Raw genomic sequence first — 24,648 nt, 5'->3', positions numbered from 1 at the left:
AATGATTGTTAAGTCATTCGAAATAAAAAAAATCAAAGGCAAACACAAATTTTTTTTATTTTATGGTGAAAACCAGGGCTTTAAAAATCAATTAATTGATGATGAATTTAAAAAAAAAAACCTAGAAAGCTGTTATTTCTATGAAGAAAATGAAATTTTAAATAATAAAGAAACTTTTTTTTCAAACCTTTTAACAAAATCTTTTTTTGAAAACGAAAAATTAATTATTATCAATAGAGCCACGGATAAGATTAAAGAATTGGTAGAAGAAATTGTAGAAAAAAATCCTGAGGGAGTGATTTTAATTGTTAACGGAGGAATACTTGAAAAAAAATCCAAATTAAGATCATTTTTTGAAAAAAACGAACTAACCGTATGTGTTCCATTTTACGAAGATAATGCACAAACATTATCAACAATAACAAGTCAATTTTTTAGAGAAAATAATATTCAAATTTCTCAACAAATAATAAATTTAATTGTAGGAAGGTCTCGCGGTGACAGACAAAATTTAAAAAATGAACTTGAAAAGATAAAAAACTTTTCACAAAATAAAAAAAAAATTGAAATAGAAGATATTCTTAAACTAACAAATTTAGCTGAAAATTATAGTGTATCAGAATTAATCGATAGTTGTTTATCTAAAAATAAAAAAAAAACAATCAATGTACTTAATGAAAACAATTATTCCCAGGAAGACTGCATTCTTATAACTAGAACTATGCTAATAAAGACAAAAAGACTAGTTAGATTGTGCAAAGAACAATCTAAATTAAACAATTTAGATGCTACAATTGCTGGATTTAAACCACCTATATTTTGGAAAGATAAAGAAATTATAAAACAACAAATTAAAAATTGGTCATATAATAAAGCAAAGTCTTTACTTTATGAGATTAATGAGGTCGAATTATTAATTAAAAAAAATCCTGTAAATTCAATTAATATTTTATCAAATTTTATAATTGAAAAAACTTATATCAATTAATAATTAATTTTTATAATCTCAATTAGTTTATTTAATTGATCTAAATCTTTATATTCAAACACAAGAGACCCTGTGTTGTTTTTTTTATTTTTAATTAAAACATTAAGACCAATTTTTTCTCGAACTGAGTTTTCTAATGACTGTAAATTAATGTCACGTTGTCCTTTAAAGGATTGTTTCTTTATCTTAAAAATTTTTACAAAATTTTCTGCTTGTCTAACAGAGAGATTTTTCTCAACTATTTTATTTGCAACAAATTCTGAATTATCAAGACCTACTAAAATTTTTGCATGCCCTGGAGTTATTTTTTTTGTCTCAATTAATTTCAAAACTCCATTTGGAAGTGTAAGCAGTCGTAAAAAATTAGTTATATGACTTCTACTTTTTCCAATAAATTCAGCTACTTTTTCTTGATCATAGGAAAATTCATCTATCAATCTTTGATAACCACGAGCTTCTTCTAGTGCGTTAAGATCATTCCTTTGAACATTTTCAATTATTGCAAATTCTAATGATTTTAAATCATCGACATCTGTAATGACTACAGGCACATCATGAAGACCTGCCTTTTGAGCTGCCAACCATCTTCTCTCACCTGCAATTATTTCATATTTGGAGCTATCATCAGATGATTTTCTGACAATTATCGGCTGTATAATTCCTCTTTTTTTTATTGAATTAGTTAAGTCTTGTAAATTTTCTTCATCAAAAATTTTTCTCGGTTGGAATTTATTACTAACTAAATTGCTGATAGATAATTTATTAATATTAACCTCTGTTTTTGTCTCGCCTATTAATGAAGATAATCCTCTACCTAGACCCTTCTTAATTTTATTGGTATCCATTATGCAGCACTCCCAATTGTTTCTTCTTGATTAATAAATTCATCTGTGAAGTTAAAATATGATTTACTTCCAGGACAAGATTTATCATAAATTAAAACAGGCATTCCATGAGATGGGGCTTCTGACAATCTTACATTTCTTGGAATGACTGTTAAATAAACTTTGTCGTTAAAAAAATCTCTAGCTTCCTTTTCAACTTGTGAGGATAATTTATTTCTTTTGTCATACATTGTTAAAAGAATTCCTCTAATTATTAAATCAGGATTTAAATTTGCTTTTATTCTTTCTATTGTTTTCATTAGCTGTGTTAATCCTTCTAGAGCAAAAAACTCAGTCTGTAATGGAACAACTAGGGAGTGAGATGAAACTAAAGCCATGACAGTGAGTAAACTTAGGGATGGAGGACAATCAATTAAAATATAATCATACTGTCCTCTAAAATCATTTAAATAAGCGGTTAATTCACCTTTTAAAATGAAGGCTCGTTTGCTATCTCCTGCGGTCTCAACCTCTAAACCAGACAAATCAACATTTGAAGTTACTACATCTAAATTTTGATAGTTTGTTTTTTTAATTACATTAGAAATTGACTTAGAGCCATTGAGAACAGCATAAATTGTTTCGTTAGAATTTTCTAAATTTGATAAACCAAGTCCTGTTGTAGCATTACCTTGTGGATCAAGATCAATAATTAAAACTTTTTTTTCTTTTTGAGCCAATCCTGCAGCAAGATTAATTACAGTTGTAGTTTTTCCTACCCCACCCTTTTGATTTATTACAGATATAATTTGCATCTATTTTTTTTTAATATTTTTTATGTTTAATAAAAATGAATCTTGGCTTGTGATACTTTTTTTTTTTTCAAAATCAAAATCCCAAATTTTTAAAGTGTCCTCTAAAGTTTTTTCACCATTTTTACCCATAAATAAAATTAAATTTTTATAATTATTAAAATTATTGTAAACTAATTCTAAAACTATTGGTAAGGGCTTAAATGCTCTTGCCATTATTGTACCTGACTTTATATTTTTTATCTCAAAAATATTTTTTTGTATTACTTCTGTTTCTAATTTTAATTCTCTAGATATTTTTCTTAAAAAAACGCTCTTATGATGACTTTTTTCATATAAGTTAACTTTTATGTTTTTTTTTAAGTTTTTGATCAAAATTGACACTATTATTCCTGGGAATCCACCTCCTGAACCTATATCTGTTACAATATTACTGTTAAAATCAACAAAATCAATACTTTGAGCTGAATCTACTATATGTCGTTCTCTTATTGTATTATCCTGGGCATTTTCCTTGCTTATTAGGTTAATTTCTTCATTATTTCTTTTTAATTGAATAATAAATTTTTCAAAATCTACACAAGTTTCACGTGAAACATTTTGATATTTTAATAGTGGATATTTATCTAAAATTTCTTCCATTAAGCTATAAGCTTAATAGACTTTCTTTTGACATGTGACAACAAAATATATACAGCTGCTGGGGTAATTCCGTCAATTCTCAAAGCTTGACCCAAGGTTTTTGGCCTGATCAATTTAAATTTAGATTTTACCTCATTTGAAAGACCTGAGAGGTTATCATAGTTAAATTCTTCAGGTATGGATAAATTTTCATCTCTTTTAAAGGCTAAAATATCTGATCTTTGTTTTTTTAAATACCCCATATAATGGGCATTAATTTCAACTTGCTCATCTATTTTTTTACCAAAAAAGGGAATATTTGCCCATATTTCTCTTATTTTTTGCATATTAACTCCTTTTTGAGACAATATTTCATTTGATTTTCGTAAAACTCCATCCTGAGCTATATTTATCCCAAAATTCCTAACTTTATTTGGTGAAATTGATAATTCTGACATTTTTTTTACTATTATTTTTAATTTTTTTGACTTTTCCTCAAAAAGCCCTTTTCTAATTTCATTTATTAAACCGATTGAAATACCTTTCTCCGTTAATCTTTGATCAGCATTATCGGCTCTTAGGGATAGTCTATATTCAGCTCTAGAGGTAAACATTCTATATGGCTCAGCTACGCCTTTGGTTACAAGGTCATCTATCATAACGCCTATGTAGGCATCAGATCTATCTAGAATAAAAGGTTCTTCATTTTTAAAAGATAGAGCAGCATTTATTCCTGCAATGAGCCCCTGTGCTGCAGCTTCTTCATAACCTGTCGTACCATTAATTTGTCCCGCAAGATATAAATTAGGTATTTTTTTTGTTTCAAGCGTTAAAAAAAGCTCTCTTGGATCTATATAATCATATTCTATAGCGTATCCAGGTCTAATAATCTTTACATTTTCTAAACCACTGATATTATTACATATTTCCTGTTGAACTTCCGCAGGGAGTGACGTAGATATACCATTAGGGTATATTGTGTGATCATTTAGGCCCTCTGGCTCTAAATATATCTGGTGGCGACCTTTATCAGCAAACTTTACTATCTTGTCCTCTATTGATGGGCAATATCTTGGGCCAACCCCTTGTATGCTACCGGAATACATGGCGCTCCGTTTTAAATTTTTTTGAATAATGTTATGAACATTCTCATTAGTATAGGTCATTCTACATGAAACCTGTTTGTTAATATTTTTTTTAGTTAAAAAAGAAAAAAAATAAGGATCCTCGTCTGCAAACTGTTCTTCTAAATTTTTATAATTAATTGTTCTTGAATCTAATCGTGGAGGGGTGCCTGTCTTTAATCTTCCAATTTTAAAATTATATTTCTCCAACTGCTCGCTTAATCCTGTAGAAGGTTTCTCATTGTATCTTCCAGCTGGCGTTCTCTCTTCACCTATATGTATCAATCCATTTAAAAAAGTGCCTGTTGTTAGTATTAATTTATTACATAAAATTTTTTTCCCAGATTTTGTTACAAATCCAGTTATAGTGTTTTTTAAAAAAATAAATTTAATTACAGGATCTGAAAAAACTGTTAAATTACAATAGTTTAGTAGTTTTTCTTGCATAAATTTACGATATAAATATCTGTCTGATTGAGTTCTTGGACCTTGAACGGCTGGACCTCTACTTCTGTTTAGCAGTCTAAATTGTATGCCTGATTTATCTGCAATCTCTCCCATAACACCATCTAATGCATCTATCTCTCTAACTAAATGACCTTTACCAAGACCACCTATCGCTGGGTTACAAGACATCTCTCCTATCGTTTCAATCTTATGAGTGAATAGGGCGGTATTAACTCCAAGACGCGCAGAAGCTGTTGCAGCCTCACAACCAGCATGTCCTCCACCAATAACCACTACCTCAAACGACAAATCATTTTTCATAAGCTAAATTTATAACTGATATAAATATTTACAACCAGACAGTATTTTTTTTAAAGATATTTATCTAAAGCAATTCTGACTGTATTTATGATTTAAATTGACGAATTAGTTATGTTTATCAACAAAAATGGAGAAAATGTGCTGAAAAACCCTGTAAAATCTTGTTTATTTGCCTATACAAAAATCGTTGAAAATACTACCTAATATCTCTTCAACATCTACTTTTCCAACTATCATTCCCAAATGTCGTGTTGCTAAACGAAGATCCTCTGCAGCTTTATCGAAATCCTCTGCTTCATTTTTTTCTTCAAAGTTTTTTAAGTAATTTAAGCTTTGTTCAAGATGTTGTCTGTGCCTTTCGCGAGTAATTAAAATATCTTCATTTGTGATAAATTTATTTTTTAATTTATCTTTAATTTTTAGGATTAAATTTTCTATGTTGAGATTGTTTTTTACTGAAATTAAAACATGTTCAAAATTTTTTATTTCAGAGCTTAAATCTTTTTTTAAAAGATCAGATTTATTGACTACAAGAATTGCATTTTCATCCATCAATTTCCTCAAAACTCCTTTAAAATCAATACTTTTAGCGTCTACAATGATCAACTTTAGGTCTGCATTTTCCGCCTTATCAAGGGCTAACTTTATTCCTTTTTTTTCTATATCATTTTTAGAGTCTCTAATTCCTGCAGTGTCGGAAACCACAACTGGATATCCATCAATATTTAAGTGAGTTTCTATTACGTCTCTTGTGGTCCCCGCTATCTCGGATACTATTGCAACATCTCTTTTTGATAGATGATTTAGTAGACTAGATTTTCCAGCATTAGTTGGTCCTATAATTGCAATCTTAAAACCTTCCCTAATCCTTTCTCCAACTTTTTGATCGTTTAAAATTTTTTTAATGCTTAAAATGACTTCATCAGAAATTTTTTTAATATTTTTTAAAACATCAACTGGCAAATCTTCATCGGGGAAATCTATTTTTGCTTCGACATTTGATAAAATTTTTAAAAGTTTTTCTCGAAGATCATTAAATATTTCTGATGATTTACCATTCATTATTTTTATCGCTTGCTGCCTTTGAATTTCGGTCTCTGCTGAAATTAAATCTGCTATACTTTCGGCTTTAAGCAAATTTATTTTTCCATTTTGAAATGCAAGTTTTGTAAACTCGCCAGGTTCTGCCAAACGGCAATTTTCAATTTGAGAAATAGATGAATGTAGAGCGTCAATTACAGCTTTACTACCATGTACATGGAATTCTGCCATATCCTCGCCTGTGTAGCTCTCAGGGCCGGGAAACCATAATATTATACCCTCATCTATGAGCTCAGAAGTGTTAATTTTATTGATCTTTTTTAATGTGGCCACTCTGGCTTTTGGCAAATTCTCGTTGGTCAATAATTTTATTATTTTTTTTGTGTCTTCACCTGAAACTCTAATTATGGCTATGCCTGAAATACCTGGACCAGTTGATAGAGCATAAATTGTCATGCAATTATTATAGCTCCAATTTTACACTCATGTAAAACTTTAAATTAATGAAATAAATTTTTTAGGCTGGTTTGTTCATTGAATTAAAGAAATCTGCATTACTTTTGGTTTCTTTAAGTTTTGAGTTAATAAATTCAATTGCATCCATAGTGCCCATTGGAGCAATAATTCTTCTCAGAACATTCATTTTTGAAAGATCATCTTTGTTAAAAAGTAATTCTTCTCTTCTTGTTCCTGATTTAGTTATATCGATTGCAGGATAAATTCTTTTGTCAGCAATTTTTCTATCAAGAACTGTTTCACTATTTCCTGTTCCTTTAAATTCTTCAAAAATTACTTCATCCATTCTTGAACCGGTATCAATTAAAGCAGTTGAGATAATTGTTAAAGATCCACCTTCTTCAATATTTCTAGCTGCTCCAAAAAATCTTTTTGGTCTTTGTAACGCGTTCGCATCAACACCACCTGTTAAAACTTTTCCAGAGCTTGGAATTACTGCGTTATAGGCTCTGCCCAGTCTAGTAATTGAGTCTAACAGAATAACTACATCTTTTTTATGTTCCGTTAGTCTTTTTGCTTTTTCGATAACCATTTCAGCAACAGCAACATGTCTTGAAGCGGGCTCATCAAATGTTGAGCTAATCACTTCACCTTTAACCGTTCTTTGCATGTCTGTCACTTCCTCTGGTCTTTCATCAATTAACAAAACCATCAGATAGCTTGTTGGATAATTTTTTGCGATAGAATTTGCTATGCTTTGTAAAATCATAGTTTTACCAGCTTTAGGAGGTGAAATAATAATTGATCTTTGACCCTTGCCTATTGGACTTACAAGATCAATTAATCTGGGTGTTAAGTCTGGTTTTTTTTCTATTTTAGTTGTTTCAATTTCCATGACCATTTGTTGATCTGGGTAGAGAGGTGTTAAGTTATCAAATGCGATTTTATGACGAGCCTTTTCAGGTTCCTCAAAATTTATTTTACTAACTTGCAATAATGCAAAATATCTTTCGCCTTCTTTTGGTGCTCTAACAGGACCCTCAACAGTATCACCCGTTCTTAAACCAAACTTTCTTATTTGACTTGGACTAACATATATATCATCGGGACCAGCTAAATAATTTGATTCCATGGCTCTTAAAAAACCAAAACCGTCTTGTAATAATTGCAAAACACCAGCACCTGTAATTTCCTCTTTTTCTGCAACTTTTTTTAGTATGGCAAATAATATTTCTTGCTTTCTAAGTGTGCTCGCATTTTCAATTCCAAGCTCTTCTGCTTGTGTAATTAATTGTTCAGATGATTTTAATTTAAGTTCTTGTATATTCATGTTGTGGGGGGTGTGTTTGAGATTTGTAAGATAGATAGAATATATATGCTCTTTAAAATATTACAAGTCTAAATGGGTTTAAATATTACAATAAAAACAATCAAAATTAACAATATTGTTGGTACCTCATTAAGTATTCTAAAAAATTTTGATGATTTTGTATTTCTGTTCAAGTTAAAATCTTTAAGCAATTTAGATAAATAGAAATGATAAATCGTTAATAAGATAACAAATAATAATTTTAACTTTACCCAAAGTGTAAAAAAAATATCAATTCCTATAGTAAGAATTAAAATAAATCCAAAAATCCAACTTAAAATCATGGCCGGCATCATGATGTAAAAAAATAACTTTCGTTCCATGGTTTTAAAAATTGAAGAAGAGTTTTGATCGTTTAAGTTTTCAACATGATAAACAAAAATTCTTGGTAGATATAAAAGTCCCGCCATCCAAGAAATGACGGCTATTAAATGTAAACTTTTGAATAATAAATAACTATTCATGATTTAAACATGGACATTTTTTAAATTCTAAAGGACATTGAATTTTTGGAGGATAAAGATCATCTTTAAACTCATATTCATTTTTTTTAATTATTAAATCTGACATTGTTTTAATAAAATCTTCATTTGTTCCAAGGGCAGGGACTCTTGTGTAATTCTTGCAACCATTTGCATCCGCAAGCTCTTTATATTCTATGTCTAGTTCAACAAGCGTTTCCGAGTGTTCAGAAACAAACGCAATAGGCACCAGGACTATATGTTTTCCAATTTTAGAGTTTTTTATAATGATGTCCTCTGTTGATGGTCCAATCCACTTAAGTGGACCAACTCTACTTTGATAGCTTAATATCCAATCTAAGTTTTCAATATTTAATTCTTCCACTATCTTTTTTACTGACTGTTCTACTTGCCATTGATAGGGATCTCCTTTTTTAATATTTTTTTCTGGCAAGCCGTGTGCTGAAAATATTAATTTAAAATTTTTTAAATCTTTAATCTTTTTAAGTATCTCTTTGGTGTGAGCTTTTACAAAGTTTTGATCAGTTGGATAACAACAAATGGTACTTGTTTTAACTTTATACTGATTTTTTTTACAAACATCTTTCCATTCTTTAATTGAAGACCCAGAGGTTGCTGCAGAATATTGGGGATAGAGGGGTATTAAAATAACTTCTTCTGGATTAAAAAACTGTACTTCTTTAATCACTTGCTCCGCTCTTGGGTGCCAACACCTCATAACAATAAAACATTTATATTCGTCAACCTCTTGATCTTGATTAATCTTTTTTTCAAGAGCGTCTGATTGTTCTTTTGTTAGTTTTAATATTGGTGATGCGCCACCAAGCTCTTCATAAATTTTTTTTGCAACAGGCGCCCTTCTATTAGAAATTAATTTTGCAAGAGGATATCTTAGAAAAGTTGGTAAATTTAATATTGCTGGATCATTAAACAAATTAAATAAAAAAGGCTCAACATTTTCTATTTTGTCTGGGCCCCCAAGATTAAATAAAATTATTGCTTTTTTCATTTAATAATCTTTTACTATCTTTACTAAATAATCAACCATTTCAGGATTGGTCTCTGGCAGGACACCGTGGCCTAAATTAAAAATATAAGGATGGTCTTTAAATATATCTAGGTATTTTAAGGCTTGTTTTTTAAGGTTACTAATATCTGTTAGCAAAACTTTAGGATCCAACCCTCCTTGTACAGGAATATTAATTAATTTAGATATTGATATTGGATCTACATCATAATCGATATTGACTACATCCGGATTGACTATATCACAATAATTTTTATAATTTTTTATTCCTCTAGGAAAACAAATTACAGGAACATTAAGCGATTTAACATAGTTTACCAAACTTAATGTTGGATTGTATACGTAATTAGGTAAATCATTTTCATCCAACAATCCAGCCCAACTATCAAAAATTTGTATTATGTTTGCTCCATTTTTAATTTGTTGATCAATATGTATTTTTAAAAATTTATCTAAGATTAATAGTATTTTTTTTATTAGATTTTTATTTTCAAAAAAAATTTTTTTTTCCAATTGTTTTTTTGGCGAATGTTTATTAATCATGTAAACCAATAGTGTCCAGGGTGCGCCAACAAAACCTATTAAACTCTTATTATTAATTAAATTTTGCTCACTTACTTTCTTAATAGATTTGTAAACTGGATCCAATTTTTTTAAAAAATCTGTTTCATTAATTTTTACCAAATCTTCTAAATTTAAATCACCTAACCGAGGGCCAAAATCTTTTTTAAATTCTACTTTTTGATTTAATCCATAAGGCAACATTAAAATATCTGAAAAAATTATTGCAGCATCTAGCTCGAATCTTTTTAAAGGTTGTAAAGTAACTTCAGATGATAATGTTTCATTTAAGCATAATTTTATAAAATCTGGATTATTTTTCCTAATTTCTCTAAACTCAGGCAAATATCTTCCTGCTTGTCTCATTAACCATATGGGTGTATTTGTGGTTTTTTTATTTAATATTGTTTCCTGAATAGGAGTCATAATAATAAGTAATTATTTAATTATAGTATTAGTTATATAGTATGTGAATAATGGTAATAAATTATTTTACCAATTTTATACACTTTTTATTAACAATTAATAATATTTAAGATCTCTTTTTAAATAGTATAATTAATATATTTTCTAATCTTGTTCGATAAGTTGTATATAAATAGTTCACATGTTTATTAATGTTTGTAAAAACGTTGTTTTACAATAAAAAATAATAAACTTCATTAATGGAAAAAAGTGATAAAAATAATACTTAATTACCAACATTTTATTCATGAGTAATACATATCAAATATATCTCATTTCTGATTCTACAGGTGAAACTTTAGACAGAGTGTTTTTAGCAATTAAAGCACAATTTAAAAATATAGAATATGATGTTAAATCTTATTTTTTTACAAGAACCAATAATCAAATCATTAAAATAATTGAAGAAGCAGAAAAAAAACCAAATGCTATAATTTTATATACAATTGTAGATAGTTCACTTGCTAAATTTTTAGGCAACAAAAGCGATGAAAAAAAAATTCCTTGCTTTAGTGTTTTAGGAAATTTAATCTTAAATTTTTCTAAACTTTTAAACCAAAAAGCATCACACAAACCTAGCGGACAGCACGAACTTAACGAAGAGTATTATGAAAGAATAGAGGCTATCCAATTTACTATGGCCCATGATGATGGTAATTTAGTTCAGGACATTAATAAAGCTGATTTAGTATTGTTAGGAGTAAGTAGGACTAGTAAAACTCCCACATCTATCTATCTTGCAAATAGAGGACTCAAAACGCTAAACATTCCTTTGGTTAATGAAAACTCAGTTCCAGAAACATTAAAAACAAACCCAAAATTATCGTGTGTTGTTGGACTCACAACTGAACCTGAAAGATTAGCCGATATAAGAAAAAATAGGATGAACACACTAAAAGAGACAGAAAACACAAGCTATACAGATATAAAAAAAATTGAAAAAGAAATTATGGAAGCAAAAAAAACATTTGCAAAATATAAATGGCCAATAATTGATGTTACGAGAAAATCAGTTGAAGAAACAGCAGCCTCGATAATTAAAATTCATGAAATATTTAAAAATAATGATCGATAAAATAATACTTGCCTCAAAAAGTGGAGTAAGAAAAAAAATTTTGGAAGATAATGGAATTAATTGCAGAGTTGAACCGTCTAATGTTGATGAAGATAGTATTAAAAAAAGTCTGCTAAAACAAAATGCAACACCAACAATTATTTCAAAAAATTTAGCAGAACTAAAAGCAAATAAAATAAGTCAAAAATTTACCAGTGAAATAATTTTGGGAGCAGACAGTGTTATCGATTTAGAAGGACAAATAATATCAAAGCCGAATGATAGAGCTGAGGCCATTAAAATACTTCAAAAATTAAATGGCAAAACCCATCAATTAGTTAGCTCTGTCTGTATTTCAAAGGGAGGTTCGATGTTATGGAATCATACAGACAAAGCTTCATTAACCATGAAAAACATGAGTTTTTTAGAGCTAGAAGATTATTTGGCTAAAATTTCAGACGAAGCGCTTTATGCTTATAATGTTTATCAAATTGAAGGAGCGGGGAGAAGTTTATTTTCTAAAATTGATGGAGATGAAGACACCATTATGGGATTACCCATTAAACAAATAAAGGAATATTTAAATATATTTTAATGATTAAAAAATTTTTAGTTATTGGCAATCCAATACAACATTCTTTATCGCCAGATTTGCACAATTATTGGATTAAAAAGAATAAAATAAACGCATCCTATGAAAAAAAACTAATACAAGAGAATGAATTAAAGAAATTCATTTCTGACATCAAAGAAGAAAACATCCATGGAGCAAATATAACGGTTCCATTTAAAAATAAAATCATACCTTTGTTGGACTCTTTGACTTCTGAAGCCGATAGATCACAGTCTGTAAACACAATTTATAAAATGAAAAATAAAATTATAGGAGATAATACAGATATTGATGGTTTTAAAATTGCTTTAGAAAAGACAAAACAAACTATAGAAAATAAAACAGCACTTATTTTGGGGGCGGGTGGAGTAGTTTCATCAATAATTATTGCTTTAAAAAAATTAAAAATAGATAAAATTTTTATCACCAACAGAACAGAAAAAAATGCAACTGAAATTAAAAAGACCTTTTCTGATGTAGAAATAATAAAATGGGGAGAAATAATTGATTTTGATATTATTATAAATGCAACTAGTGTTGGCCTGGATAAAGCAGATGTGATTAAATTAGACTATGAAAAAATTAGTAAAGATAAATTTTTTTATGATGTAATTTATAACCCTAAAGAAACAAATTTTTTAAAAGAGGCTAAAAAGTTCGGCGGAAAAACTGAAAATGGAAAAACAATGTTTTTATATCAAGCTCAAAAGGCTTTTTTTATATGGCATGGAGTTCTACCAAAAATAGATACAGAGGCCATTAATTTACTTAATTTATGATTAGAATAGCTGTTTTGGGAGGCATAGGGTCAGGGAAAACTCACATAGCTAAACTTTTTAATTTTCCTGTTTTTAATGCAGATTTAGAGGTTGCTAAAATTTATAAAAACAACAGGCAATGTTTTATGAAATTAAAAGAAAAATTCCCTGACTATTTTTCGTCATTCCCAGCAAAAAAAGATCAAATTATAAGGGCAATAACAAATAATGAGAAAAACTTAAAAGAAATAACCAAAATTATTCATCCAGAAATTAAAAAAAAAATGGATATATTTTTAAAAAATAATAATAAAAAAAAAGCAGTTGTTTTAGACATCCCCCTTTTTCTTGAAAATAGACTAAATAAAAAAGATGACATTTTAATTTTCATTCAATCAAATAAATCAGAAACCATTAAAAGATTAAAAAAAAGAGATAACTTTAATATTGATTTATTTAAAAAATTTAAAAAAATTCAACTTCCTTTGAGTTTTAAAAAAAAAAAATCAAATTATATAATTAAAAACAACTTTACAAAAAAATTAGTTAGACAAAGAATAGAAAGAATACTAAAAAAAATTATATAAAATGAAAGAAGTTGTATTAGATACAGAAACAACCGGACTATCAGTTAAAGAGGGACACAGGATTGTAGAAATTGGTTGTATTGAGTTAGATAATTTAATTCCAACAAAAAATAAGTTTCACTGTTATCTTAATCCTGAAAGAAAAGTTTCTGAAAGAGCGCTAGAAGTACATGGATACACAGATGAATTTTTATCTACACAAAAAAAATTTTCAGAGATTGTAGAAGAGTTTTTAAGCTTTATTAAAAATAAGAGATTAGTAATTCATAATGCTGAATTTGACTTATCGCACTTAAATAATGAATTGACACTATTAGGTAGGGAAAAAATAGAGAGTAAAAATACCATCGATACACTTGCCTTAGCTAGAGATAAGTTTCCTGGTTCACCCACCAGTCTAGATGCGCTTTGTAAAAGATATCGTATAGACAATTCAAATCGAACTCAACACACCGCCCTTATAGACTGCGATTTATTAGCGAAAGTTTATATTAATTTGTTAGATCAAAAAGAGCCCACACTTAATTTCAAAAATGAAGATAATGAAAGAACAACAATTAATACAAGTAATACAAACCAATATTATGAAAAAGTTGTTAAGCCTACCGAGGAAGAGCTAAAGCTTCACAAAGAGTATGTAAAAAATAGCTTAAGAAAAAATTTTTTTAATTAGCCCTTTGCTTATATAGCTCTGTAAAATTAATTTTTTTTTCGAGTTTTATTTCTGGAAACCCTGAATTATGCAGCAAATTTAAAAATGCTTTTTCAAGGGTAGGATAAATTTTATTTTGAACATCACACAATATAATTTTTTCAAGTTCTTTTTTATCTTTGACTGCCTCATCAACTTGAACAATGGAAGCATATACTATTTCAAAATATGATTTTTTATCATTATACTCTTTGTCTTCAAATTTTAACGTCGTGCTAATCTCTACCATTTTATTTTTAAGAGGTTTAGAGCTAATATCTATATTCAATTGATATTTTGAAATATTTTCTTTTACATATATATAACTTTCAATATTTGGTGTTTCACTAGATATATCTTTTATGAATTCTGCTAAAATTTTAAAATTTTCTGTCATCTTCATCCTCTATATCTTCAAATTCGCCATTAATAAAATCTTGTTTTTTATTTATGGGTCTTTGTTTATTTGATACTTTTTTAAAAATCAATTTTCTTGTTGGTGGAAATATTATTAATAAGCCTATAAAATCAGTAGCAAATCCAGGCAAAATTAAAAGGAGTGCAGCAAAAGCTAAGGCCGCTCCAGAAATAATTTCGTAAACTGGGAGTTCATTTTTTACCATTTGAGACATCCCAGATCGCAATGTATTAAAACCTTCATAGCGGGCATAAACAACACCAAAAAATGCAGTAACAAAAATCAATAAAATTGTATAAAAGGCACCTATTTGAGAACCTAATTTAATAAATAAATAAATCTCAATAACCGGAATACCTATAAGTAATAATAAAAATGTGTTCATTTGTCCTTAGTCTAAATTGCTAGTTGTAATTAATCAACTTAGTAAATATTATCAAGTTATGAATTATAGTTTTGAATACTTCGATATTATTCTCTTAGCAATGATTGCAGGTTTCATATTTTTACGTTTACGAGGAATACTTGGAAAAAAAACTGGTTTTGAGGGTAAAATTCCTTCACCAATCGAAAAAGAATTCCAGGAAATAAACATAAACCCAAAACCAGTAAGCGCAAATTTTGATGAACAATCACAAAAAGAATTTTTAAAAGGTGCAAAAATAGCTTATGAGACAATTATTACAGACTTTAGTGATAGTGATAATAAATTAATAGCCAGCAAACCTCTTTTAAGTAAAAAGATTTTTGATCAGTTTAAAGAAGCACTTGAAGAAAGAGAAAGAAGGGGTCAGTTCGCAGAAATTACATTTATAGGAATTAAGTCAGCATTAGTAAAGTCTTATAAAAAAGTAGAAAATAGTTTTGAGGTTACGGTGGATTTTGTTAGTGAAATAATTACTTGTGTGAAAGATAAAGAAAAAAAAATAATTTCTGGTGATAGTGAAAAAATTAAAACTGTTTATGATACATGGGTTTTTTCAAGAGACCTTAAGTCAAATAATCCTAACTGGCTGTTAATTGATACACTTACGTAATTGAATAAAAAAATTTCAGATAAAGATAAAGAGGATTGGGAAAATTTTTTAAAAGATAAAGAAAAAATACCCAATAAAGATTTTATTGTTAATAAAAAAATAAGACATGAAAAAATAAAAAAAATAGATCTTCATGGTTTTACACTTCAAGAAGCAAACAAAGCTATAGAGCAATTTATTCAAAAGTCCTTTGATGAAGATGTCACTAAAATTATAGTAATTACTGGAAAAGGTTTAAGGTCTAAAAATATTCACAACCCCTATCTCTCGAAAGATTTAAGTATATTAAAATATTCAGTTCCTGAATTTATTGAGTCAAATAATAATCTAATGAAAATGATTATAGAAATTACTGATGCTAAGATTGAAGACGGTGGTAGTGGTGCATTTTATATTTTTCTTAGAAATAAAAATAAACTTAAGTGATCATTAAAGAATAAATTTAGAGAGATCTGTATCTTTAACTAGTTCATCTAGGTTCTGTTTAACATATTGAGAATTGATTATAATCTTTTCTCCAGCTCTATCTGTTGCAGTAAAACTTATGTCATCCAAAATTCTTTCAATAATTGTATGAAGTCTTCTTGCACCAATATTTTCTACTGTAGAATTTACTTCGGATGCAATATTGGCAATAGCATCAATTCCATCATCAGAAAACTCTAGCTCTACATTTTCTGTTTTAAGCAAAGCAATATATTGTTTGATTAAACTATAGTCAGGCTCTTTAAGTATTCTTATAAAGTCATCACTATTTAAAGCTTCAAGCTCTACTCTTATAGGGAGTCTTCCTTGTAATTCTGGAAGCAGATCTGAAGGTTTTGCCAATTGAAATGCTCCAGAAGCAATAAATAAAATGTGATCTGTTTTAATTGGACCATATTTTGTACTTACAGTTGTTCCCTCAATCAAAGGAAGAAGATCTCTTTGTACACCTTCTCTAGACACATCTCCTCCAACTCTATCTGTCCGACCTGAAATTTTATCAATTTCATCTAAAAAAACTATTCCATTATTCTCAGTTGAATTTTTTGCAGATTTAATAATTTTGTCTTCCTCAATTAACTTATCGGCCTCATCATTTATTAAAATTTCATGAGATTCTTTAACAGTCATCTTTTTCTTTTTTTGTTTATTGCCAACTGATTTACCAATCATTTCGCCGATATTAATCATGCCAATATTAGCCCCAGGCATTCCAGGAATTTCAAATGAAGCTTGGGAACCATTATTATTCACTGCAATTTCAATTTCATTATCGTCTAAATCTCCATCTCTTAGTCTTTTTCTGAAACTCTCTCTTGTGGCAAGGCTTGCTTTATGACCCACCAAAGCATCTAAAACTTTTTCCTCAGCAAGCTTTTGTGCTTTTGCATATACTTCTTTTCTTTTCTTTACTTTTTCCATAGCAATAGCAATTTCAAGAAGATCTCTTATAATTTGTTCAACATCTCTTCCAACATAGCCAACTTCTGTAAATCTAGTTGCTTCTACTTTCACAAAAGGGGCTTCTGCCAATTTAGAAAGTCTTCTAGAGATTTCAGTTTTACCAACACCAGTCGGTCCTATCATTAAAATGTTTTTAGGTAGAACTTCATTTTTCATTTCACCTTGTAGGGCTTGTCTTCGCCATCTATTCCTTAGAGCTATCGCAACAGCCTTTTTGGCTTTGTTTTGACCAACTACATATCTATCTAATTCTGATACTATTTCTCTTGGGGATAAAGAGCTAACTAACGATCCATCATTGTTTGGAATCTTTTCTTTTGGAAATGGAGTAACGTTTGTGTCTTTCATTAAATTTTTTCTATTTTAACATTGTCGTTGGTAAAAACACAAATTTCTGATGCTATCTTAATAGCTTTTCTTGCAACTTCTTCTGCACCCAAATCTGTTTCTAATAAAACTTTAGCAGCTGCTAATGCATAGTTTCCACCAGAACCTATGCCAATTGCATCACCTTCTGGCTCAAGAACATCACCTGTGCCAGAAATTATATAACTATTATCTTTGTCACCAATTGCCATTAAAGCCTCTAATCTTCTTAAATATTTATCAGTTCGCCAATCTTTAGCTAATTCAACAGCAGCACGTGGTAGGTTTCCAGCATGCTTTTCAAGTTTTGCCTCCAATCTTTCAAACAAAGTTAAGGCATCAGCAGTAGACCCTGCAAATCCTGCTATTACATTTCTTTTTTCGATTTTTCGAACTTTTGCTGCTGTGCTTTTGATCACAGTATTTCCCATACTAACTTGACCGTCTCCAGCAACCACAACTTCGTTGTTTTTTCTAATAAGTACTATTGTAGTCATAGATTATAAATGGATATTAATTTTTTTTCTTCAAGTGCTCGATTACTAATATTGATATAGTTAGCTAATCTCTATATACCTATTAAATATTATGAGCAGAAAAGGAAAAGTTTCAAGAAAAACGAAAGAGACCAGCATTAGTGTTGATTTAAATATTGATGGTAAAGGTAAATATAATATTGATACAGGCATAGGTTTTTTAGATCATATGCTTGAGCAATTATCCAAACATTCACTAATTGATATCAATCTTAAGGCAAAAGGGGACACACACATTGATCTTCATCACACAACAGAGGATACTGGAATTGCTATTGGTGAGGCTTTAAAGAAGGCATTGAAAGACTATGCAGGGATAAAAAGATATGCCCATGCAATGATACCAATGGATGAAACCTTAACAAGAGTTGCAATTGATGTCTCTAACAGACCATATTTAATATGGAAAGTTAAGCTTAAAGTAGAAAGACTTGGTGAAATGGATACAGAACTTTTTAAAGAATGGTTTCAAGCATTTTCTCAATCAGCAGGCATAACACTTCATATGGAAAACATCTATGGAGACAATAGTCATCACATAATTGAGTCCTGCTTTAAGGCTCTAGCAAGATCACTGAGGACTGCTTTAGAAATAGATCCTAGAAATAAAAAAAGCATACCATCAACTAAAGGCTCATTATAAGCTTAATGAATGTCACAATTGTTGATTATAATTCAGGAAACATAAGCTCTGTAATTAATTCTTTTAAGGAAGCTGCAAAAGATAAAGTTAAAATTGAAGTAACCTCTAATCTAAATAAAATAAAATCAAGTGATAAACTTGTATTGCCAGGACAGGGATCTTTTAAGAGCTGTGTTGATGCATTAAGTAGCATAAATGGTTTGATAGAAACACTCAATGAGTTTGCAATAATAAATAAAAAACCTCTTCTTGGGATTTGTGTTGGTTTACAAATGTTTGCAGATCTTGGTTATGAAGAAATTGAAACAAAAGGCCTGGGTTGGATCTCAGGCAAAGTTTCAAAGATTGATAATCAAAATAATAAATTCAAACTTCCACACATTGGTTGGAATGATATAAAAATCATTAAAGAAAGCAAGATTTTTAAGGATATAGAAAATAAATCACACATGTATTTTGTACATAGTTATGAATTCATTCCAGATGATAAAAGTACAATTTCAGCAACAACAGAATATTCGTCAAATATTGTTTGCTCTGTTGAAAAAGAAAATATCTTTGGAACTCAATTTCACCCTGAAAAAAGTGATAGAATTGGATTAAAGTTAATAGAAAATTTTTTGAATTTATAGAAATGAAAATATTTCCAGCGATTGATATTAAAGATAAAAAGTGTGTAAGATTAATTAGAGGAGATTTTAGTAACAAAACTGAATATCAAATATCACCAGTTGACCAAGCTGAAAAATATAAAGAACATGGCTTTAAAAATTTACACATAGTTGATTTAGATGGTGCTCTAACTGGAAAGACAGTTAATTTAGATATTATTCAACAAATAGTTCATAATTTTAATTTAAAAATTGAAGTAGGAGGGGGTATTAGAACCATTGATAGTATTCAAAAATATACAGATATAGGAGTTGAAAAAGTTATTTTAGGAAGTGCAGCCATAAAAGATAAAAATTTTTTAGAAGAAGCGTGTAAAAAATTTTCAAATAAAATTGCCTTAGGTTTAGATGCTAAAGATGGATATTTATCTGTTTCAGGATGGAAGGAAAACTCTAATCAATTAACGTTAGATTTTTTAAAAGAGGTTAATGACTTTGGTGTTAGTAGATTAATTTATACAGATATAAATAGAGATGGCATGAAGCAAAGTCCTAATTTTGAAGAAACGATAAACGTTGCTAATGTTTCAAACTGTCCAGTGATTATTTCAGGAGGAGTATCCTCAATTGATGATATTAAAAATGCAAAAGGTTTAAAAAATATTGAAGGAATAATAGTTGGTAAAGCCATTTATGATGGTGATATTAGCTTAGATGAATTAATAAAAGAAATTGATGCTTAAAAATAGAATTATTCCTTGTCTAGATGTAAAAAATGGAAGAGTTGTTAAAGGAATTAATTTTATAGATTTAAAAGATGCTGGTGATCCAGTTGAGCAAGCTAAAATTTATAGCGATGGTGGTGCTGATGAGATTTGCTTTTTAGACATTACTGCTTCCAATGAAAATAGAGACACAATTTATGATGTTGTTGAAAGAACATCTAAAAAATGTTTTGTGCCCTTAACAGTTGGTGGAGGGGTAAGAAGCATTGATGATATTAGTAAATTATTAAATTGCGGAGCAGATAAAGTTTCGATCAATACTGCAGCAGTTCAAAATCCTGAAATGATAATTGAAAGTTCAAAAAAATTCGGATCACAGTGCATTGTTGTTGCAATAGATGCTAAAAAAAATGACAATAAATGGGAAGTTTTTACTCATGGAGGAAGAAATAATACAAGCATAGATGCAATAGATTTTGCAAAAAAAATGGAAGATAGTGGAGCAGGAGAGTTGCTGGTCACTTCGATGGATAGAGACGGTACTCAAATTGGCTATGATAATGATTTAATGTTTAAGATATCATCAACAGTAAATATACCTGTTATTGCCTCAGGTGGTGTAGGAAATTTAGATCATTTAGTAGATGGTATAAAATTAGGAAATGCTAGTGCTGTACTAGCTGCATCCATTTTTCATTATGGAACCCATTCAATAAAGGAAGCTAAACAATATTTGAATTCAAAAGGGATTCCCGTTAGAAATTAAAGATGTCAGAAAATCTATTAAATTTAGTAAATATAATTAGAGAAAGAAAAAATAAAGACAAAGATAAATCTTACACATCATCATTGTTATCTGGTGGTTTATCTAAATGTATAGACAAAATGGAGGAAGAATTTGGTGAACTTAAAGAAGCTCTAAATGATAAGTCGAATGAGGTTCATGAAGCAGCAGATACAATCTATCATATATTAGTCACACTAGAAGCAGCTAACATTAAATTTGAGGATGTTTTACAAGAGCTAGAAAATAGGAAAAACCAATCAGGAATTGAGGAAAAAAATAATAGAAAATGATTTACGACAAGAATAATATTTTTGCGAAAATTTTACGAAAAGAAATTCCTTGTAAAAAAATTTTTGAGAATGAGCATGTTTTATCCTTCTATGATATTAATGCTCAAAAAAAAATTCATGCTCTGGTAATACCAAAAGGTGAATATATTGACCTAGATGATTTTAATCAAAAAGCTTCAGATGAAGAAATTGTTGCTTTGAGTAAAGCAATTACAGAGGTATCAAAAATATTAGATATATCAACAGATACAGGCAAAGGTTATAGAGCGCTAACTAACTTGGGGGAGCATGGAGGACAAGAAGTTCCTCATTTACACTTTCATTTATTTGGAGGTGAAAAAATAGGAAAAATGGTTGAGTGACAGAAAAAATTTTTAGAAATTATTTAGAAATTAAATCTCTAGAAGATTTTAAAGAAGTAGAAACACCCTCGCAGTTTAGTTTTGTAGAATTACTTAATCCTAAAGATTTTCAATTAAATAAATTCTTCTATAAAAATGTAGGGAAAAATCATCGTTGGATTGATAGATTGATTTGGACAGATTTAAATTGGATTGAATATGTATCTAATAAAAAACTTTTTACTTATGTTTTAAAAGAAAAAAATGAGATTGCAGGTTATTACGAATTGTTATTTTATGAAAATAATAAAGAGGCAGAAATTGCTTATTTTGGAATTTTAGAAGAATATTTTGGAAAAAAATTAGGTGGATATTTACTTAGTGAGGCAATCAAAAATTCATTTAATCAGGGAGCAAAAAGAGTTTGGGTACACACTTGTTCACTTGACCATGAGAATGCCTTAAAAAATTATTTAGCAAGAGGAATGAAAGTTTTTAAAACAGAAACTCTAATTAGGTAGAATTTTAGTTATTTTTTGGTAATTTGAATTTGTTATAATCTAATTTTTGATTTATCTTAATTGAAGAAATAAATGTAATACTCAAATTTTGATATATATCTTCTGTTTGCCATCCAATTAAGTTTAAATTTTTTTTGTCAAAAAAAATATTTATTTCATTATTATTTTCAAAAATTTTAAAGTTAAGATATTTATTATCTATATTCCTTGGTTTTAACTCTTGTATTTTAGAAATTAGATACTTTTTATCTAGCAAATACTGCAACGGCGTTTTAGCAAGTGGGTAAATATAATAATTACCACTATTGTTAATCTTAATTACTAAAGATTTTCCATTAGAGACAAGGACTTTCTTATTTGATCCACTATACTCACACCAAATTTTTCCTGGATATTCCAAGACACACATTCCATTTTCACTTTTATCATCAACAGTTTGAATAAAATTAAAACTTAAATTATTAGTGCTTTTCATTTTTGCAATTATATCTTCCTTCATAGATGGTAATGCAGGATTATAAAAGTTTAGCAAAATAAATATTATTAATATCCTAGGCATTATAGGACATCTCTTTTACCAACATGGTTTGCTTTGCTAACAATTCCATCAGCCTCCATCATATCAATAATTCTAGCTGCCCTATTGTATCCTATTTGCAATTTTCTTTGTAAAAATGAAGTTGAGGCTTTACCTTCTGACCTAATTATATCTAAGGCTGCTTGATATAATTCATCTTTATCTCCATTATTAGATCCAGTATCACCACTATCTTTTTCATCCACAAAATTTAAGATTTCATCTATATAGTCTGGTTCTGCCTGGACTCTTAAATAGTTATTTACCTTTTCAATTTCATTGTCAGAAACAAAGGGTGCATGAATTCTCACTATTCGATTAGCAGATGACATGTAAAGCATATCTCCTTTCCCAAGTAATTGTTCAGCTCCTTGTTCTCCTAAAATTGTTCTACTATCAATTTTTGAAGTTACTTGAAAAGAAATTCTTGTAGGAAAGTTTGCTTTAATAGTGCCTGTAATTACATCAACACTAGGTCTTTGAGTGGCCATTATAATGTGAATACCAGCAGCTCGGGCCATTTGTGAAAGCTTTTGAATATAATTTTCTATTTCTTTTCCTGCTACTAACATCAAATCAGACATTTCATCCACAACCACAACAATGTAAGGCATAGACAAAGTATGTTTTGCATTATATCCATCAATATTACGGACACCTTCTTTTGTCATAAGTCTATACCTATTCTCCATTTCTTTAACAACCCAACCTAAAACTGAAGCAGCTTTTTTTGCCTCTGTAATAACTGGACATAACAAATGGGGAATTCCCTCATACGTAGACAGCTCTAACATTTTAGGATCGATTAATATAAATTTACATTTATCAGGAGCGTGCCTGTAAAGTAAGGAGAGAATAATAGTGTTGATACATACAGACTTTCCAGAGCCAGTTGTGCCAGCTATTAATAAATGAGGCATAGATGCCAAGTCACCAACAATAGGTATTCCCGAAATATTTTTTCCAAGTGCTATTGGTAGTCTTACGTCTTTTTTATTAAAGTCAGCATGTGAGAGAATTTCACTAAGAAAAACATTTTCTCTAGTAGAGTTGGGTAATTCAATACCAATAGTACTACGACCTGGTATAGTTGCTATTCTCGCAGATTCAGAGCTAGTGTTTCTAGCGATATCATCTGAGAGGTTAATAATTTTTGAAACCTTAACTCCTGCTGCTGGTTCAAATTCATTAAGAGTTACAACGGGCCCATGACTAACTTTTTTAATATTTCCACTAACTCCAAAGTCTAAAAGGATTTTTTCCAAGAATTCACTATCAATGTAATCTTCATCTTGAAGTTTAGCTCTTTCTTTTTCAGTTGGAATTTTTAATAAATCTACAGAAGGCAATTTAAATCTTATTTTTTTATTGGTATCTTTATTTTCACTTTTAATAAAAGGAAGATCATCTTGAATTAAGCTTTTTATCTCATCTTGTGGTATAAATTCACTTATTATTTCATTTTCATTGGTGTAATTTTTCTCTTTTTTAGAAAATAGAAATTTAAATAATTTTTTTATAGTATTATAAAAAAAATTAATTCTAAATTGAATACTTATTAAAAAAATAGTCAAAATTAAAAAAATTAATAAATAATAAAATATTTGTGAATTGATATTGATCATTGATGCCAGGAAAGTTGTTTCAAGGTACTTACCAATAAAACCCCCATTACCATTAATATAAAGATTAAATGCCCTAGGATAAAAAAAAGAAAAAAATAAAGATCCAATTAAAGAATAAATCAAAGTGTAGAAAATACTTTCTATTATTAATAAAATTTTTTTATTTAAAACAATATTAATTCCACAAATTATAAGACTAAAAGGAATTAATAAGGATATAACCCCAAAAGACTGAAAAAAAAGATCAGAAGTAAAACTTCCTTGAAAACCAAGTAGATTTTTGATTACCGTGTTATCTGGAAAAATAAAATTTGGATCATCAGGCGAAAAACTAACCAATGAAATTAACAAAAAAACACCTGCAACTATGATACCCAAACCCAAAATCTCAATTACTCTATTTATTCCAAAGTTAATTGTATTGTTTGCTAGTTTTTTAAATTCCATAAATTAATTAATCAGATTAATCACTTTGTATCAT

At 28.9% G+C, this 24,648-nt stretch carries 30 protein-coding genes; 15 read left to right on the top strand and 15 right to left on the bottom strand.

What is annotated here, in order from left to right; all coding sequences use genetic code 11:
• Position 1: 1 nt before the first annotated feature.
• Positions 2-988 (top strand): DNA polymerase III subunit delta, encoded by a 987-nt coding sequence (holA, locus tag AC5SL1_RS06440; protein ID WP_494599551.1) that lies wholly within the window; start codon positions 2-4, stop codon positions 986-988.
• Here the strand turns inward: holA and AC5SL1_RS06435 are convergent.
• From AC5SL1_RS06435 to hemE, 9 genes are all read right to left on the bottom strand, one after another.
• Positions 985-1,833, bottom strand: a complete 849-nt coding sequence (locus AC5SL1_RS06435) for a ParB/RepB/Spo0J family partition protein (protein ID WP_494599549.1) — start codon at positions 1,831-1,833, stop codon at positions 985-987. The two genes, holA and AC5SL1_RS06435, sit on opposite strands and share 4 nt — an antisense overlap.
• Entirely contained in the window at positions 1,833-2,627 is a 795-nt protein-coding gene (locus AC5SL1_RS06430) for a ParA family protein (RefSeq protein WP_494599547.1), read from the bottom strand. Before AC5SL1_RS06430 ends, AC5SL1_RS06435 begins: the two co-directional genes overlap by 1 nt.
• Positions 2,628-3,266, bottom strand: a complete 639-nt coding sequence (locus tag AC5SL1_RS06425; protein WP_494599545.1) for a 16S rRNA (guanine(527)-N(7))-methyltransferase RsmG — start codon at positions 3,264-3,266, stop codon at positions 2,628-2,630.
• Positions 3,266-5,137, bottom strand: a complete 1,872-nt coding sequence (gene mnmG / locus AC5SL1_RS06420) for a tRNA uridine-5-carboxymethylaminomethyl(34) synthesis enzyme MnmG (RefSeq protein ID WP_494599543.1) — start codon at positions 5,135-5,137, stop codon at positions 3,266-3,268. Before mnmG ends, AC5SL1_RS06425 begins: the two co-directional genes overlap by 1 nt.
• A 165-nt stretch (positions 5,138-5,302) precedes the next feature.
• The gene (mnmE, locus tag AC5SL1_RS06415; protein ID WP_494599541.1) at positions 5,303-6,634 is read right to left on the bottom strand and encodes a tRNA uridine-5-carboxymethylaminomethyl(34) synthesis GTPase MnmE; all 1,332 of its coding nucleotides are present in this window, start codon (positions 6,632-6,634) and stop codon (positions 5,303-5,305) included.
• Between the two features lie 61 nt (positions 6,635-6,695).
• Entirely contained in the window at positions 6,696-7,964 is a 1,269-nt protein-coding gene (gene rho, locus AC5SL1_RS06410) for a transcription termination factor Rho (protein ID WP_494599539.1), read from the bottom strand.
• A 68-nt stretch (positions 7,965-8,032) separates the two neighbouring features.
• Entirely contained in the window at positions 8,033-8,467 is a 435-nt protein-coding gene (hemJ, locus tag AC5SL1_RS06405; protein ID WP_494579807.1) for a protoporphyrinogen oxidase HemJ, read from the bottom strand.
• Positions 8,460-9,494 (bottom strand): ferrochelatase, encoded by a 1,035-nt coding sequence (gene hemH, locus AC5SL1_RS06400; RefSeq protein WP_494599537.1) that lies wholly within the window; start codon positions 9,492-9,494, stop codon positions 8,460-8,462. Before hemH ends, hemJ begins: the two co-directional genes overlap by 8 nt.
• The gene (gene hemE, locus AC5SL1_RS06395) at positions 9,495-10,499 is read right to left on the bottom strand and encodes a uroporphyrinogen decarboxylase (protein WP_494599535.1); all 1,005 of its coding nucleotides are present in this window, start codon (positions 10,497-10,499) and stop codon (positions 9,495-9,497) included.
• Between the two features lie 286 nt (positions 10,500-10,785).
• On the opposite strand from hemE, the gene AC5SL1_RS06390 reads away from it, so the two are divergent.
• The 5 genes from AC5SL1_RS06390 to dnaQ are packed head-to-tail and all read left to right on the top strand — an operon-like array spanning position 10,786 to position 14,223.
• On the top strand, positions 10,786-11,613 hold the full coding sequence (locus tag AC5SL1_RS06390; RefSeq protein ID WP_494579802.1) for a pyruvate, water dikinase regulatory protein: 828 nt from the start codon (positions 10,786-10,788) through the stop codon (positions 11,611-11,613).
• On the top strand, positions 11,603-12,187 hold the full coding sequence (locus AC5SL1_RS06385; RefSeq protein ID WP_494579800.1) for a Maf family protein: 585 nt from the start codon (positions 11,603-11,605) through the stop codon (positions 12,185-12,187). The genes AC5SL1_RS06390 and AC5SL1_RS06385 overlap by 11 nt, the downstream gene beginning before the upstream one ends.
• The gene (aroE, locus tag AC5SL1_RS06380; protein ID WP_494599533.1) at positions 12,187-12,984 is read left to right on the top strand and encodes a shikimate dehydrogenase; all 798 of its coding nucleotides are present in this window, start codon (positions 12,187-12,189) and stop codon (positions 12,982-12,984) included. Before AC5SL1_RS06385 ends, aroE begins: the two co-directional genes overlap by 1 nt.
• Positions 12,981-13,550, top strand: coding sequence for a dephospho-CoA kinase (gene coaE / locus AC5SL1_RS06375; RefSeq protein ID WP_494599531.1), 570 nt, complete (start codon positions 12,981-12,983; stop codon positions 13,548-13,550). Before aroE ends, coaE begins: the two co-directional genes overlap by 4 nt.
• 1 nt (position 13,551) lies before the next feature.
• On the top strand, positions 13,552-14,223 hold the full coding sequence (dnaQ, locus tag AC5SL1_RS06370) for a DNA polymerase III subunit epsilon (RefSeq protein WP_494599529.1): 672 nt from the start codon (positions 13,552-13,554) through the stop codon (positions 14,221-14,223).
• Here dnaQ and AC5SL1_RS06365 read toward each other — a convergent pair.
• Complete coding sequence (locus AC5SL1_RS06365; RefSeq protein ID WP_494599527.1) at positions 14,216-14,638, bottom strand: protein-export chaperone SecB; 423 nt, start codon at positions 14,636-14,638, stop codon at positions 14,216-14,218. The two genes, dnaQ and AC5SL1_RS06365, sit on opposite strands and share 8 nt — an antisense overlap.
• Entirely contained in the window at positions 14,622-15,044 is a 423-nt protein-coding gene (locus tag AC5SL1_RS06360; RefSeq protein ID WP_494599525.1) for an FxsA family protein, read from the bottom strand. The genes AC5SL1_RS06365 and AC5SL1_RS06360 overlap by 17 nt, the downstream gene beginning before the upstream one ends.
• Positions 15,045-15,102: 58 nt before the next feature.
• Between AC5SL1_RS06360 and AC5SL1_RS06355 the strand changes: the two genes are divergently transcribed.
• Positions 15,103-15,696, top strand: coding sequence for a Tim44/TimA family putative adaptor protein (locus AC5SL1_RS06355; protein WP_494599523.1), 594 nt, complete (start codon positions 15,103-15,105; stop codon positions 15,694-15,696).
• Entirely contained in the window at positions 15,697-16,122 is a 426-nt protein-coding gene (locus AC5SL1_RS06350) for a Smr/MutS family protein (RefSeq protein ID WP_494599521.1), read from the top strand.
• A 3-nt stretch (positions 16,123-16,125) separates the two neighbouring features.
• Here AC5SL1_RS06350 and hslU read toward each other — a convergent pair whose 3' ends face one another.
• On the bottom strand, positions 16,126-17,493 hold the full coding sequence (gene hslU, locus AC5SL1_RS06345; RefSeq protein ID WP_494599519.1) for an ATP-dependent protease ATPase subunit HslU: 1,368 nt from the start codon (positions 17,491-17,493) through the stop codon (positions 16,126-16,128).
• Positions 17,493-18,008 carry an ATP-dependent protease subunit HslV gene (hslV, locus tag AC5SL1_RS06340; RefSeq protein ID WP_494599517.1) on the bottom strand — a complete coding sequence of 172 codons (516 nt, stop codon included), beginning with the start codon at positions 18,006-18,008 and terminating at the stop codon, positions 17,493-17,495. Before hslV ends, hslU begins: the two co-directional genes overlap by 1 nt.
• A 91-nt stretch (positions 18,009-18,099) precedes the next feature.
• On the opposite strand from hslV, the gene hisB reads away from it, so the two are divergent.
• Genes hisB through AC5SL1_RS06305 form a run of 7 tightly spaced genes read left to right on the top strand, consistent with a single transcriptional unit; the run spans position 18,100 to position 21,965 of the window.
• Positions 18,100-18,690, top strand: a complete 591-nt coding sequence (hisB, locus tag AC5SL1_RS06335) for an imidazoleglycerol-phosphate dehydratase HisB (protein ID WP_271516978.1) — start codon at positions 18,100-18,102, stop codon at positions 18,688-18,690.
• Between the two features lie 5 nt (positions 18,691-18,695).
• Complete coding sequence (gene hisH / locus AC5SL1_RS06330; RefSeq protein ID WP_494599515.1) at positions 18,696-19,322, top strand: imidazole glycerol phosphate synthase subunit HisH; 627 nt, start codon at positions 18,696-18,698, stop codon at positions 19,320-19,322.
• Positions 19,323-19,324: 2 nt separating this feature from the next.
• Entirely contained in the window at positions 19,325-20,044 is a 720-nt protein-coding gene (gene hisA, locus AC5SL1_RS06325) for a 1-(5-phosphoribosyl)-5-[(5-phosphoribosylamino)methylideneamino]imidazole-4-carboxamide isomerase (protein WP_494599513.1), read from the top strand.
• A complete protein-coding gene (gene hisF / locus AC5SL1_RS06320; RefSeq protein ID WP_494599511.1) occupies positions 20,037-20,792 on the top strand; it encodes an imidazole glycerol phosphate synthase subunit HisF in 756 nt (251 codons plus the stop codon). The genes hisA and hisF overlap by 8 nt, the downstream gene beginning before the upstream one ends.
• Positions 20,793-20,794: 2 nt before the next feature.
• A complete protein-coding gene (hisE, locus tag AC5SL1_RS06315) occupies positions 20,795-21,103 on the top strand; it encodes a phosphoribosyl-ATP diphosphatase (protein ID WP_494579781.1) in 309 nt (102 codons plus the stop codon).
• Positions 21,100-21,465, top strand: a complete 366-nt coding sequence (locus AC5SL1_RS06310; protein ID WP_494573104.1) for an HIT domain-containing protein — start codon at positions 21,100-21,102, stop codon at positions 21,463-21,465. The genes hisE and AC5SL1_RS06310 overlap by 4 nt, the downstream gene beginning before the upstream one ends.
• Positions 21,462-21,965: a GNAT family N-acetyltransferase gene (locus tag AC5SL1_RS06305; protein WP_494599509.1), complete on the top strand. Its 504-nt coding sequence runs from the start codon at positions 21,462-21,464 to the stop codon at positions 21,963-21,965. Before AC5SL1_RS06310 ends, AC5SL1_RS06305 begins: the two co-directional genes overlap by 4 nt.
• Positions 21,966-21,969: 4 nt before the next feature.
• Here the strand turns inward: AC5SL1_RS06305 and AC5SL1_RS06300 are convergent, their stop codons facing one another.
• Positions 21,970-22,524 carry a LolA family protein gene (locus AC5SL1_RS06300; protein ID WP_494599507.1) on the bottom strand — a complete coding sequence of 185 codons (555 nt, stop codon included), beginning with the start codon at positions 22,522-22,524 and terminating at the stop codon, positions 21,970-21,972.
• On the bottom strand, positions 22,524-24,614 hold the full coding sequence (locus tag AC5SL1_RS06295; protein WP_494599505.1) for a DNA translocase FtsK: 2,091 nt from the start codon (positions 24,612-24,614) through the stop codon (positions 22,524-22,526). The genes AC5SL1_RS06300 and AC5SL1_RS06295 overlap by 1 nt, the downstream gene beginning before the upstream one ends.
• Between the last annotated feature and the right edge of the window lie 34 nt (positions 24,615-24,648).

Source organism: Candidatus Pelagibacter sp. PS_10_02 (assembly GCF_059418005.1).
The sequence above is the reverse complement of the archived record's forward strand: the minus strand, read 5'-3'. Positions and strand labels throughout refer to the sequence as shown.